The organism is Flavobacterium sp. UBA7680 (genome assembly GCF_002482975.1).
GTDB lineage: Bacteria > Bacteroidota > Bacteroidia > Flavobacteriales > Flavobacteriaceae > Flavobacterium.
The window spans coordinates 55,104-66,897 of sequence record NZ_DLHA01000028.1 but is presented as its reverse complement, the minus strand read 5'-3'; the positions used below and the strand labels follow the sequence as shown (position 1 = coordinate 66,897).

Annotated in this window: 17 protein-coding genes; all 17 read right to left on the bottom strand. The window is 33.3% G+C overall.

All coding sequences use genetic code 11. The annotated features are described in order from the left end of the window. Positions 1-49 precede the first annotated feature (49 nt). On the bottom strand, positions 50-964 hold the full coding sequence (locus B3C18_RS10770; RefSeq protein ID WP_291146517.1) for a helix-turn-helix domain-containing protein: 915 nt from the start codon (positions 962-964) through the stop codon (positions 50-52). A 12-nt stretch (positions 965-976) separates the two neighbouring features. Next, the gene (locus tag B3C18_RS10765) at positions 977-1,873 is read right to left on the bottom strand and encodes an NAD(P)H-binding protein (RefSeq protein WP_291146515.1); all 897 of its coding nucleotides are present in this window, start codon (positions 1,871-1,873) and stop codon (positions 977-979) included. Positions 1,874-2,178: 305 nt separating this feature from the next. Further along, entirely contained in the window at positions 2,179-2,664 is a 486-nt protein-coding gene (locus tag B3C18_RS10760) for an SRPBCC family protein (RefSeq protein WP_291146513.1), read from the bottom strand. 98 nt (positions 2,665-2,762) lie between these two features. Then, complete coding sequence (locus B3C18_RS10755) at positions 2,763-3,614, bottom strand: DUF4261 domain-containing protein (protein WP_291146511.1); 852 nt, start codon at positions 3,612-3,614, stop codon at positions 2,763-2,765. 36 nt (positions 3,615-3,650) lie between these two features. Continuing rightward, positions 3,651-3,989: a nuclear transport factor 2 family protein gene (locus B3C18_RS10750; RefSeq protein ID WP_291146509.1), complete on the bottom strand. Its 339-nt coding sequence runs from the start codon at positions 3,987-3,989 to the stop codon at positions 3,651-3,653. Between the two features lie 36 nt (positions 3,990-4,025). After that, positions 4,026-4,622 carry an NAD(P)H-dependent oxidoreductase gene (locus B3C18_RS10745; RefSeq protein ID WP_291146507.1) on the bottom strand — a complete coding sequence of 199 codons (597 nt, stop codon included), beginning with the start codon at positions 4,620-4,622 and terminating at the stop codon, positions 4,026-4,028. An 85-nt stretch (positions 4,623-4,707) separates the two neighbouring features. After that, complete coding sequence (locus B3C18_RS10740) at positions 4,708-4,914, bottom strand: helix-turn-helix domain-containing protein (protein ID WP_053471727.1); 207 nt, start codon at positions 4,912-4,914, stop codon at positions 4,708-4,710. Positions 4,915-4,917: 3 nt separating this feature from the next. Further along, positions 4,918-5,457 carry a hypothetical protein gene (locus B3C18_RS10735; protein WP_291146504.1) on the bottom strand — a complete coding sequence of 180 codons (540 nt, stop codon included), beginning with the start codon at positions 5,455-5,457 and terminating at the stop codon, positions 4,918-4,920. A 169-nt stretch (positions 5,458-5,626) separates the two neighbouring features. Next, entirely contained in the window at positions 5,627-6,040 is a 414-nt protein-coding gene (locus B3C18_RS10730) for a hypothetical protein (RefSeq protein WP_291146502.1), read from the bottom strand. Between the two features lie 79 nt (positions 6,041-6,119). Beyond that, positions 6,120-6,509, bottom strand: coding sequence for a DUF1801 domain-containing protein (locus B3C18_RS10725; protein WP_291146500.1), 390 nt, complete (start codon positions 6,507-6,509; stop codon positions 6,120-6,122). Positions 6,510-6,520: 11 nt separating this feature from the next. After that, positions 6,521-6,952 carry a GNAT family N-acetyltransferase gene (locus tag B3C18_RS10720; protein WP_053471723.1) on the bottom strand — a complete coding sequence of 144 codons (432 nt, stop codon included), beginning with the start codon at positions 6,950-6,952 and terminating at the stop codon, positions 6,521-6,523. Positions 6,953-7,135: 183 nt separating this feature from the next. After that, positions 7,136-7,510: a YdeI/OmpD-associated family protein gene (locus B3C18_RS10715; RefSeq protein WP_073484907.1), complete on the bottom strand. Its 375-nt coding sequence runs from the start codon at positions 7,508-7,510 to the stop codon at positions 7,136-7,138. 102 nt (positions 7,511-7,612) lie between these two features. Next, on the bottom strand, positions 7,613-8,515 hold the full coding sequence (locus B3C18_RS10710; RefSeq protein ID WP_291146497.1) for an arginase family protein: 903 nt from the start codon (positions 8,513-8,515) through the stop codon (positions 7,613-7,615). Between the two features lie 110 nt (positions 8,516-8,625). Beyond that, on the bottom strand, positions 8,626-9,273 hold the full coding sequence (locus B3C18_RS10705; protein ID WP_291146495.1) for a suppressor of fused domain protein: 648 nt from the start codon (positions 9,271-9,273) through the stop codon (positions 8,626-8,628). Positions 9,274-9,331: 58 nt separating this feature from the next. Next, positions 9,332-9,841, bottom strand: a complete 510-nt coding sequence (locus B3C18_RS10700) for a TPM domain-containing protein (RefSeq protein ID WP_291146493.1) — start codon at positions 9,839-9,841, stop codon at positions 9,332-9,334. 127 nt (positions 9,842-9,968) lie between these two features. Beyond that, entirely contained in the window at positions 9,969-10,715 is a 747-nt protein-coding gene (locus tag B3C18_RS10695) for a DUF2314 domain-containing protein (protein WP_291146491.1), read from the bottom strand. A 101-nt stretch (positions 10,716-10,816) separates the two neighbouring features. Then, positions 10,817-11,791, bottom strand: coding sequence for a DUF6620 family protein (locus tag B3C18_RS10690; protein WP_291146489.1), 975 nt, complete (start codon positions 11,789-11,791; stop codon positions 10,817-10,819). Positions 11,792-11,794 lie beyond the last annotated feature (3 nt).

Genomic DNA, 11,794 nt, shown 5'->3' with positions numbered 1-11,794 from the left:
TTTATTGTTACGAATATAGGAAAATTATGCGTCTTTTGCCCGATTTTTTTTAATTGAAAGACTGCCTGAATTCTAAAGGCGAAACGTTTGTTTTTGTTTTGAATAATTTGCTGAAAGACTGCTGATGTTCAAAGCCTAATTCATAGGCAATTTCGCTTACAGATAAATTTGTGGTCGAAAGTTTTTCTTTTGCTTTTTCGATTAGTTTATCGTGAATATGCTGCTGTGTACTTTGTCCGGTAAGATGTTTTAGTAATCCGCTTAAATAATTGGGAGAAACGTTTAGATTTTCGGCAATAAACTGAACTGTTGGCAAACCTTTTTTTGATAAGGAATCATCATTAAAATGTTCTTCCAGCAATTTTTCTAAACGAGCCAGAATCTCATGATTACTTATTTTTCGGGTTATGAATTGACGGTTATAAAAACGTTCAGAATAGGTTAGAAGCAGTTCTATTTGTGCTATAATAACATCCTGACTGAATTTATCAATATTAGATTGGTATTCCTGCTGAATATTTTTCATGATATCGATAATCATTTTTTCTTCTTTATCAGAAAGATGGAGCGCTTCGTAAACCGAATATCCAAAATATTCGTATTGCTTCATTTTTTGCGCAAGCGGTGTATTCCATAAAAAATCCGGATGAACGAGTAAGGAATATCCTGTATGTTTCAATTCTGAATTTCCTTCAATAGAAAAAACCTGACCGGGCGCAATAAACAATAAAACGCCTTCTTTAAAATCATATTCCTGCTGTCCGTATCGCATTACGGCGTTTGCATTTCTTTTTAATGCAATGGAGTAAAAATCAAGAATAAGGCTTTTAGGTTCTTGTTCGTTTAGAAATTTTAAATCTTCAAAATTATATACGCTTACAAGCGGATGTTCAGGCTTTGGCAAATCTCTAAACTCATGAAATTCGCTGATACTTTTTATTCGATGTGGTTGTTGATTTGCCATAGCCTAAATTACCTATTTTTGATTATATATTGCTGCAAATTCTTTTGCATATTCTGCCAGCTTTGTTTTTCCTAAAACTGCCGGTTTGTTTTTATAATAATCTTCGCCCAATAAACCGCTATAAAGTGCAGCGTACATTTCGACCAAACCTGCTGCAATTTTTGGCTGCATTCCTACCGAAATTAATCCGTTTAGGACTTCTTCATCGCTTATAAACTGCCATTTTAAATCTGGTTTTCCAATTGCTGAACCCAAAATTTTAGCAGTTTCGTGGCCATTTAATTCTTCGCTTGCTACATAACGAACTTTTTTTCCGTCAAGCGGAGTTGTAAGCTCTTCGGCAATTGCTTCGGCAATATCATTTGGAGAAACCCACGGAACTAATTCATCGGCACCATAATTTGTTGAAATAAAACCCTGATTTTTAATCGCAGGAATGTAAGAGAGTAAATTGTAATAAAAGGAAGTTGGACGCATAAACGTAATGGAAACGTCTGAAAGCTGATTTAAAACGGCTTCGATTTCATTGTAACGCTGAATAATTCCTGATTTTTCTTTTAAATGTGCGCCAATACTGCTTAAGAAAACAACTCGTTTTACACCAGATTGTTTAATTGCTTGGGCATAAGCGTTTCCAATTTTGCGTGTAAAAGCATCTAAATCTAAATTTGGATCAAAATAATTAGCACGCGGAATCATGCAGTAAATGGCGTCTGCGCCTGTAAATGTTTGAGCCAAAAAATCTACATCTTCTACTGATCCAATGGCTGCTTTTGCGCCTAAGGTTTCGATTTCTTGTGTTCTTTCGTTACTGCTGGCAATTACGGTAACGGAATGTCCTTTTTGAATTAATTCTTTTGCCAAAGGCTTGCTGATGTTCCCTAGAGAACCTGTAATTATAATTTTCATAAGTTCTAAATTTTGATGTTACAAAGTTGCGTAACATCAAAAAGAGGAGTGTAGCCAAATCTACTATTGTTGTAGCTGAAAAAGTTGCTAAGGTTTTGCTTTTTTGCCCACGGGTTTTACGGATGAAACGGGTTTTCGCTGGTTGCTTTTTTTACATCGTTTTAATTTTTTTTGCCACAGATTAAAAGGGTTAAACAGATTTTTACAGCATATTTTTAAATCATTTTAATCCTTTTAATCTGTGGCATAAAAATAACCAGCGAAAAACCGTTTCATCCGTAAAATCCGTGGGCCAAATAAATCCCTTAATTTTGAGATAATTTCTTTTCGTTTTCGGTTTGGGGTTTTCCGGTTGCGTTTGGTTCTCCTTTTCCAGTTTCGATTAGTTTTTTAAGACTGTTTTGAATGTAGTTTGTCCAGGCATCACGGCAGATTTCGAAGCATTCGTATTCTGAAGTTAAGCCAAAATGGGTAAAACGAAGTTCTGTTTTTCCGTCTTTTTCTGTGATTTCAAAAGTTGGTTTTGTTCCTGTCCATTCGGTTTTGTCTTCGGTAAATTTGAAATAGTTTTCTTCAACCAGCCAGACAATTTTTTGATTCGGAATTACTTCTGTCAATTTAATTTTGCAACGGTGAATATCTTCATAATGATAATTAAATTCATCATTTTGTTTGGCTGTATTTCCTTCAATTTCTTCTGACCACCATCCGCGCACGTTTGTAACGGCATTAAAAACTTCCTCCGGAGATTGATTGACTAATATTGCTGTGGTAAAATCTGATGCACTCATTTTTATGGTTTTTAAGTTGTATATCAAATTTATTCTTTAAAAATCAATAAGTTAGGTTTTAATAAGACAATTGTGAGGTGTATTTCGGACAAGTTAAATTAACTAGGCAAAACATTAATAACGACTCTTTCTGGTGAAAGTGTTGAAATTTCTCTTTGGCATTTCCATTTCGAGCCGCTTTCAATTCCTTCTAAAGTATTTCCGTTTTCTATAATATCACCATATTCGAAAACATAATACACATAGTTCCAAAGAAGATTTGCTATATCATTGGCTTCAAATCCTGAGAATTGAATTTGAAAATCCGGAAGTCCAAAAGAGTGAAGCCCAACGCTGTCCATTATCAATTCATTATTTTCAGAATCGGATATATTGTATAATCTTATATTGCAAAGTACGTCGAGAATTGGTTTTTGCCCGCTTTCCCAATTTTCAATTAATTGAACCGGATCTACTATTTTTTCTCCATGAAAGGAATAAATTGCATTTGGCTGCGTTACTTTGGTTACTGCGGTTAAAAAAGTCATGTATAGATTTACTCTTTCCTTATGAGGTAAATTTCTTGACATAAAATCTGTAATTAAGATTTCATAATTACATTTTTCTACAATTTCATTTGCCTCACTCCAATGCCAGTTTTGCTGAAAAGCAACATCAGGAATTTCTACATCAAATTTATTATCATCAGGAACAGCAATTAAACATTGAGCAGGAAGTGTTGCATCTTCAAGTTCAATTTTAAATTCGGGAAATTGAAATATATAAGATTTATCCTGACTGATATTTTCAACATTATCAAAATGTTTTTTTAATTCGTCTAAAATTTTATCGGCATCTACTTTTGGTTGATCAATAAATAATAATTTGCAATTCAACATTTCTGGATAATTTTCCAGTCTTTCTTCTTTTGTATTTGCGGGTTTACTTTTTAGAAAATTGAATAATTTCATTTTATTAGTTAGTTTAAAAAATTAAAAAATGCTTTATTATCTCATGATATCCATTCTGCTTATTTTTTGATTTGTTATCTCAAAAATAACAACTTGCTCTTTTTTAGTATCATCGCCATTTCGACCAGAAACATATTCGTGGAGTATTACTTTATTATCAAAAAAGATGGATTTTATTATTTCGGCATTCAAATTTGGCGATTGTTTAAAAAGGTTGACAAACATTTCTTCGCATTCTTTTTTGCCGTTTATTACTAATGTAAGATCCTGAAAATTATAAACTTTAATATCATCACTGTACAAAGGCATCATTTGTTGTATGGATCTATTGTTAAAAGCAGACATTTGTATGTCCATTATTTCTTCTATTGTCATTATTTGGGATTGTTTTATAATATGAGTTTCTATTTTTTAGGCAATATAACTTTTAATTTTTTCAACGGCTTTTTGAATTTGTAAAAAATGATTTTCCATAACATTTTCCAACTCTAAAGTTCCGCCCAGAATCAGCATTTCTTTATTTTCAAAGCGTTTTCCCAAACGATCTTCGAGCATTATGGTTTCCATACTTTGCGCCATTTTAATTTCGGTTAAAAAAGTATTTGGATGTCCGGCGGTGCAGATTACAAGTCCAAACGGAATTATTTTCATTTTCGGGAAATCGTGGATTTGTCCGTAAGCATATCCAACCGAAAAAACGCGGTCGAACCAGCCTTTTAGTTTTGCGGGGCAATCGCTCCACCAAACGGGATATAGAAAAATAATACAATCGGCTTTTTCGATTTTTTGCTGTTCTGCTAAAACGTCTTTAGGAATGGGAAGATTGAGTTTTACAAATCCTTCTCTTTCATATTCTTCTTCAGACATATCGCTTTGAAAATTGGAAGCGTATAAATCTGAAACTTCAAAATTCCAGTTTTGTTTTGCTATAGCAGATTTTAATTGTTCTAAAACCTGAAATGTATAGGACTTTTTGCTCGGATGACTGTATACGATTAAGATATTCATTTTGATGGTTTTAGAAAGTTATTGAATCAAAAAAGAGAACCTAAAGTTCTCTTTAATACGAAATTACGAATAATATTCTAATACCTTATTCTTCGACAAACTCTAAAATATCTCCGGGCTGGCATTCCAGAACTTTGCAGATTGCTTCGAGTGTGCTAAAACGAACGGCTTTTGCTTTGCCCGTTTTTAATATGGAAAGATTAGATAAGGTCAAATCAACTTTTTCTGAAAGTTCATTTAATGACATTTTTCGTTTAGCCATCATTACGTCTAAATTTACTATAATTGGCATAACTTATATGGTTAATTCGCTTTCTTTTTGAAGTTCGATTCCTTTTGCAAAAAGCTGTGAGATAAAATATAAAATTCCGGCAAAAAATAAGAATGCATCTCCAAGTCCGATATGTTCAGTAAGATTTGGAAGCTGGATTCCTATTGCAGTAAATTTTTGAGAATAATTAACGGTTATGTTGCTAAATATGCCAACAAGTAAGGAGAATCCGCTCATTTTCTGGATTAGTTTTCCAATTGTTTCATGAAACGGACTGACAAAATTAATCTTCATGAAAATTTGAATTACAGAATAAAATACCAAAGCTTCTAAAATTGTAATTACCGTAATAGAGAAAACCATAATAGAGTAATCGACAACGTCGTACGCTTTTAACGGAGACAAATCTAAACCTAACTGCAGGTTTTTTGCTCCAACTTCGCTGATAAACATACTAACCCCGTAAGAGGCTAAAAGTGTTCCTGCTTTGACACAAAGCCCAATAAAAGCAATCCATGACATTACGTTTAGGAGCTTTAAAATGTAAGTTGATCTTGTTGACATAATATTTTGATTTAAAATAAGTATGCAACAAATATAGTAATTTATTGTTTATCGATAAAAATTTATTAAATATTAATTGTTAATTATTGATTATTAATTTTTAATTGTGAGTTTTGAATTATAAATTAAAACTTCAATGATAAATTAATTCATAACCCATAATTCATAACTATTTAATGCGTTCATATTCTGATGTTGAGCAGTCAACACATTCGTCTATTAAATAGAGTTTATTGTTGTGAAATTCAAATGATCTGTCCAAATAAAATTCTTGTGTAAAAGAATCGCTTTTATCAATAACGATCATTTTTCTGTCTCCTCCAAAAACAGATTTTTTTGTTGTTATAAAAAATTTCTGCTGCTGCGACAGATTTCCGTTTATATACGTTTTAATTGTAGAATTTGAGATCTCAATTACAACTTTTTGATCTGATGTTTCTGAACTTGTTGGGCCTCCAAATCCGCCAGAAGTGCGAATCCAGCTCCATTTGCCTTCTAAGCGGTTTTCGTCAGAACGATTATCATCATTATCATTACAGGAAGAGAATGCAATTAAAATAAGAAGAAGTAAGTATTTTTTCATCGGTTTAAATTTTAGGTTAGTTTATTTATAGATGAAAAAAAAGTTAAATGGTTGCTTTAAAGTGTTTTAAAAGTTTAAATTATTTCAAGCGAATTAAAACGCCTTTGCGTTTCACGATATTTTTATAATCCCATTGAATGTTTCTGGCTTTATCGAGCCATCTTTTTAAATCGTCAATATTGATTTGATCTGCGCTTGTATAACGCGCTTCGGCGGCTTTAAAGCTTCCTTCATTTTGAAGTCCGCTTTCATCAAAAGATTGTCCGCTCCAAAAAAGCAGTCTGACAGAATCTTTAAGTTTGCTATAACCTGCAACAGGATTTCCGTCTAAAAACCAAACCGGATGCCGATGCCAGATTTTGCTTTCGGCTTCTTGCAGGAAATCATTAATTTCAACACTTAAAATATCACATATTTTTTTGTCTTCAGCATTTTGAGAATCGTTGTATGCCTGGATTTCCTGATTCATGGTTTTGAATTTTAATTAATATCTTTTGAAAGCTCAAATAAAATGTAAGTTCCGTTTTCAGAACGCCCTTTTTCTTTTTCAATAAATCCTGTTTTGTTATAAAATTCAACGGCTTTGATGTTGTTTTCTAAGCATTTTAAAGTGAGCGGAAATTTAGTTTTTTGAATGGCTGCTTTCAATAATTCGGTTCCAATTTTCTGGCCTTGATATTCTTGGTCAACATATAGATGGTGAATGAAACTATTTGGCATCCAAATCGAAATAAAACCAACCGGAATTTCATTAATATGTGCCACTAAAATATATTCTCCCTGCGTATGTTTTTCAAAATCGTCTAATTTAAATTCTGATGTATCAAGCCACGAAAATGTTCTTTGTCTTTCTTTTAAAAATAGGATTTTTAAAGGTTCAAAATCACTTTTTGTAATTTCTGTTATTTTCATCAAATCGGGTTGTTGAATTTTGTTTTAAAAATAATCTTTTTTGTCTAAAATGATCAATTAAAAAACAATGTTCTTATGAAACCGGATTTGCGTTAGGGATGGAAGCGACATCCTTTTATGGTGGGGTTCACCATAAAAGATATAGTGTACAGCCCGGCCGTAGGAAACGCCCAAATTATTCTATTAATCTGTAATCCACTTTCCTTGCTCTTTGGCGATGTCAATTAACTTTTGTCCGTGTTCAGTCATTAAGTTTTCTTGAATCATGCGTTCGGCTCTTTCTATGTTAGGTTTACTCCATTTGCTGGTTTTTGGGTTGCGATGCGAAAAGGTAAGATAATAACTTTCGCCGTCGCGTTTTTTGCACAAACTGTCGATCCAGCCAAAACAAAGTGCTTCTTCTGTAGCTTCAATTAAATTTATGCTTTTGGTCTGGCTTTTTTTATGAAACAAAATCAGCCAGACTGATTTTTCATTTACACTATTTTCTGTCAGCCATTTGCGCCAGTCTGCTCTGGTTTCAGCATATACTGCTAATTTTCCGTCTTTTGTTTCCATAAATCTTATTTTTTAGTAAAGGTAAAATGGCATTGTGACAACGGTTTGTCAGTAGTAAAAATAATATTAAAATATTGATTATTTGATGTTTATGTTTTTAAATCAAGTATTGAAATGTTTGTTGAAAGTAACCGTGATATTGTTTACGAAATCTTTGGTATATTTTCCTGTTTCGTCTAAATCCGGATCGAGAATTGTAATTTCAAGTCCGCTTAGTTTTTTACTTTCAAATAAATAGGAGGTAAGTTCATTAAATTCATCATAGGTTAAACCGTCTGGTTTTCTGCTGTCTACGCACGGCATAATATCGTCGTTAAGAACATCAACATCGATATGAAGCCAAAAACCATCTAAGTTTTTGTTTTCAACTTCGGATAGAAATGCTTTTACGGCATTAACAATTCCTTGTTTTCGCAATTCCTGAAGACTTATATATGTTGCCGAAGATTTTCTGATTTCATTTTCGTATTCATCATCGTATTCGCGATTGCCTACACACCAAAGGTTTTCTTCTTTTATATAAGGTGATAAATTAAGAATATTGGTTAATTTTTGATGTCCGTTTCCGGTAACAATCGAAGCTGCCATGCCGCCAACACCGCCCGTTTCAGACAGAGAAACATCCATAAAATCGGTATGACCGTCGAGATAAAATAAGCCGTAATTTCCTTTTTGTTTTAAAGCCATTGCAGGACCTAAAAGAATACTGCAATCACCGCCCAAAATAAACGGAAATTTATTGGCACTCAATAAATTGTTCACTAAATAAGCTTGTTCTCTGGCGTAGGTAACTAATGAATCTGCGTTGAGAATATTGGTTTCGGGATCTTTTATATTGGAGTATTTTGGAGGATCGACTCTTATGATGTTTTTGGGATTAATTGATTTATGCAGATTATGTTTCCATAACCAATCCGGCAAACGATTTACGCCTGGTTCTTTTCCTGGTTTCGGTTCTTTTAGACCTAAATTAGAAGTGAATTCAACAATGCATATTTCTTTCATAGCGTTATTATTTACGGATAAAGTTATTAAAATTAATGCTGGTGTAAATTGTTTTTAACAGATGGAAATCAAAAAATCCGATTTGTTTTCACCAATCGGATTTTGATATTTTATGATTTTCTCGTTAAATCTGTAATTAACAACGGATTGTTTTCTTTTAATTTATGGACCAATTCTTCGACTGTTTCGGGGTTTTCTTTTATGGCTTCGTATTCGGCAGAAGTTATTCCGACTATTTGCAAAAACGAAAGTTCACCGTGCGGGGTTTGTTTCTTTTCAATTTCAGGATCGGCAACGATTACTAAAGCGGTAATATCCGTTTCGGTATCTAGTCTTATTGGACCGTTTGCGGGCATGTAATGAAATTCTTCAAACCAGTTGCCGCTGTCAAAAACATATTTTGCAATGTTTTGTAAAAGGGCAATTACCCAGCTTGGGTTTCCGTTGTCTTCTGCAAAAGGTTTAAGTCTAAAAGTGAGTTCAAATCCCCATTTGCTAAATTCGTCTTCGATTTTATTTTCGTCATAATACAATTCAGAAAATCCGTAAGTGACAAAGTGAAAATGATCTGTTTGTTTTTTGCTTTCGTAAATGCTTACGCCGTCCAGTGGATGTTCTCCCCCAAGCATATAACTTATGGCGGGAGCAAAATGTTTGGGTTCCTGATCTGGGTAAAGACGTTCGAATTCTTTATCGATTTCAAGCCATCCTACAGCATCATCTTCTGAAAATTGCTTTTTGTATTCTTCTAATGTCATAATTTTCTTTTTATGATTAAAACGAATACAATTTAAGATTTTTCGTTAAAAGAAGAAATTAATATGTTTTTAATTTATTCATAATTTGATCGACGGCAAGTTCTAAACCTTTGCCATAATCGCCTTTTTTAAATTCGGGCACGGCATAGGTTGTAATGATGCTTTGGGTGTCGTTATCGCTTAGTTTATAACGAATAAGGTCAATGCTTTGAACCTGAATTTGTCTTAATTCTTTACTTACTACAATTAAAATAGTGGGATCTAGTTTTGGATCTTTTGCCAGATATTTGTCTAAATCTAAAGCATAATCAGGGAAAGAGGTGTAAGGCTGTATTGTTGAAGTTGTTACGACTGTAATTTTGTACAGAAATTGTTTTTCAAATGCTTTCAGCGTATTGGTGAGGTTTGTAATTTGATCTGGTTTTAAGATTTTTTCGAAATCATTTACATAGTCATAAGGTCTTGAAAAAATGTTTTGTGAGTCAGAAACTGTAGTTTCTTTTTTTGTTTGAGAAAATAATATACTTGCTGGAAACAAGATTATTATAAGGAAGAATATTTTTTTCATCGCAGGCGAAGATTAGATTTGGTGCTGCAAAAATACCACATTATTGGTTTAGGATAAAAAGATAAATTGATATTTATGTAAAGAAAAAAACCGATCTGTTTTACAAATCGGTTTTTGAATGAAAATATTATAATATAGGGATTAAATGTTCCCAATTTAATTGTTTTGCAAAATCAAGTGCTGTTTTTCCGCTGGCAGTTTTAGCATTTTTATCTGCTCCTGATTCTAATAATACTTCTACAGAAGTAAGGTTTCCGGCAACGGCTTCTCTATGTAAAAAAGTATAACCTAATTCATCTTGTGCAGTCACTTCTTCCGGATTGTTTTTTACGAAATCAATAAGACTTTCTTTCATGTTTTTGCTCATAGGATGTTCTATAAGGTTCTCTGGTTTTTCTTTTTGTTCGTTAACAACTAAGATATCGTTGAAATCTCCAAAATCTAATCCCCATGCTTCGTCATGATCTTCTCTTTCGTCGTCGCTCATTTGGGAACGCATTGCCTGAATAGTAAATGCTCCATATGTTTTTCCTCCAATAGCAAATAACCAGTCACTGATTTGGTTGATTGGAATTTGTACTTCGTCTCCATTACTGACATTGGTTAATTCACTTGGCTGATTCACCAAAACGCCATAAATAGTTTCACCATCAAAATTCACATCGTTAATCCACATGTGTTCTACTACAGTTTCTCCGTCTATTTCCTGAGTAAAAGCCAGTTTTACACAAGCGACATCTAGTCCGGGAATTATTCTGCGGTATTCCCAGGATAATTCTCTCCAGAAATATTTAAAGGTTTCCTGCGCTTTTTTGAAAGCTTCGATCATTTTTGGATTTTCTCCATCGGCGAAAAAAATGGGTGTGTTTTCCATTGTATATATTTTTAAGACTTTTGAAATACAGTTAAATTTAAACGAATAAAAAACCGATTTGTTTTGGCAAATCGGTTTTTTTATCCTGAAAAGAAATCAATTTAGAAATTCACATCGTCTGCGATATTTCCGCCTTGTTCTGCAGCAAATTTTGCGGCATATTCTTTTTGTTTTGCTTGTTGATAATCATGGAATTCTGTGATATCTGCTGAATTCCAGTTTTGGTTTTGCTCTGTCATCCATTGCATTGCTACCGATTGGAAATCAGCAAGGTTGATTCCAAAAGTTTCTAAAATCCATTGTGCACCATCGATTCCGTATTCGTATGCAGCTTGTCTTGCTCCGGCTAATTCTTCGTAGAAATAACGATCTGTTCTGATTCTTTCTAAATTTGCTGCTCCTTCTTCTGAAATTTCAGCTTTTAGGTTTTCTAATTGTGGAACAGTTACGTTTTCAGCATAATATTGCCCGAATAAAGTTGTAACAGTAAACGAAGTATCTTCGCCCATACGCTGCGGCCAGATTGTGTTTAATTCTTCCCAAACTACAGATTCGAAGCCCATTGCTTTGCAAACTTCAAGATAATCAACTCCTGCACTAATTTTAAGACACATTGCTGTATAGGTTCTTAAATCTACACCGTGAACTGGCTCCAAAAACGGATTGTTTTCGTCTACTTTTACAAATCCTGAAGTTTGAACTCCGCTGTATTTTAAAGAATTTGCGTGCTCAAAACGAATCATTTGATCTGAGTCGCAATTGTTCCATTCTGTGTAAACGGTTCTTCTGTAATTGAAATATATGTTTTGAATGTCTTTTTCTTCAAGATTTTCTCCGCTTGCGCGTTCGTCTGCAATCCATGCTTCGGCTCTTTCTGCAACTTCGGCATCAAAATCTTCTACATCATAATGTGTTCCGTGTAAAGTTTCCGGATCGTATTCTACTTCCTGATATTCATTTTCGTAGTTATCTTCATAATTATCTTCATGACTTTCATTTGATGTTTGTGTCTGCTCGTAATTTTGATTTTCTTGTTTGTTGTCTCCAGTTAGAGCTCCAAAAAGTTTTTTAAACATTTG

Bases quoted from the DNA above. Each gene is read 5' to 3' on its own strand.
- B3C18_RS10770 (WP_291146517.1), bottom strand. From the start codon at position 964: ATGGCAAATCAACAACCACATCGAATAAAAAGTATCAGCGAATTTCAT.
- B3C18_RS10765 (WP_291146515.1), bottom strand. From the start codon at position 1,873: ATGAAAATTATAATTACAGGTTCTCTAGGGAACATCAGCAAGCCTTTG.
- B3C18_RS10760 (WP_291146513.1), bottom strand. From the start codon at position 2,664: ATGAGTGCATCAGATTTTACCACAGCAATATTAGTCAATCAATCTCCG.
- B3C18_RS10755 (WP_291146511.1), bottom strand. From the start codon at position 3,614: ATGAAATTATTCAATTTTCTAAAAAGTAAACCCGCAAATACAAAAGAA.
- B3C18_RS10750 (WP_291146509.1), bottom strand. From the start codon at position 3,989: ATGACAATAGAAGAAATAATGGACATACAAATGTCTGCTTTTAACAAT.
- B3C18_RS10745 (WP_291146507.1), bottom strand. From the start codon at position 4,622: ATGAATATCTTAATCGTATACAGTCATCCGAGCAAAAAGTCCTATACA.
- B3C18_RS10740 (WP_053471727.1), bottom strand. From the start codon at position 4,914: ATGCCAATTATAGTAAATTTAGACGTAATGATGGCTAAACGAAAAATG.
- B3C18_RS10735 (WP_291146504.1), bottom strand. From the start codon at position 5,457: ATGTCAACAAGATCAACTTACATTTTAAAGCTCCTAAACGTAATGTCA.
- B3C18_RS10730 (WP_291146502.1), bottom strand. From the start codon at position 6,040: ATGAAAAAATACTTACTTCTTCTTATTTTAATTGCATTCTCTTCCTGT.
- B3C18_RS10725 (WP_291146500.1), bottom strand. From the start codon at position 6,509: ATGAATCAGGAAATCCAGGCATACAACGATTCTCAAAATGCTGAAGAC.
- B3C18_RS10720 (WP_053471723.1), bottom strand. From the start codon at position 6,952: ATGAAAATAACAGAAATTACAAAAAGTGATTTTGAACCTTTAAAAATC.
- B3C18_RS10715 (WP_073484907.1), bottom strand. From the start codon at position 7,510: ATGGAAACAAAAGACGGAAAATTAGCAGTATATGCTGAAACCAGAGCA.
- B3C18_RS10710 (WP_291146497.1), bottom strand. From the start codon at position 8,515: ATGAAAGAAATATGCATTGTTGAATTCACTTCTAATTTAGGTCTAAAA.
- B3C18_RS10705 (WP_291146495.1), bottom strand. From the start codon at position 9,273: ATGACATTAGAAGAATACAAAAAGCAATTTTCAGAAGATGATGCTGTA.
- B3C18_RS10700 (WP_291146493.1), bottom strand. From the start codon at position 9,841: ATGAAAAAAATATTCTTCCTTATAATAATCTTGTTTCCAGCAAGTATA.
- B3C18_RS10695 (WP_291146491.1), bottom strand. From the start codon at position 10,715: ATGGAAAACACACCCATTTTTTTCGCCGATGGAGAAAATCCAAAAATG.
- B3C18_RS10690 (WP_291146489.1), bottom strand. From the start codon at position 11,791: ATGTTTAAAAAACTTTTTGGAGCTCTAACTGGAGACAACAAACAAGAA.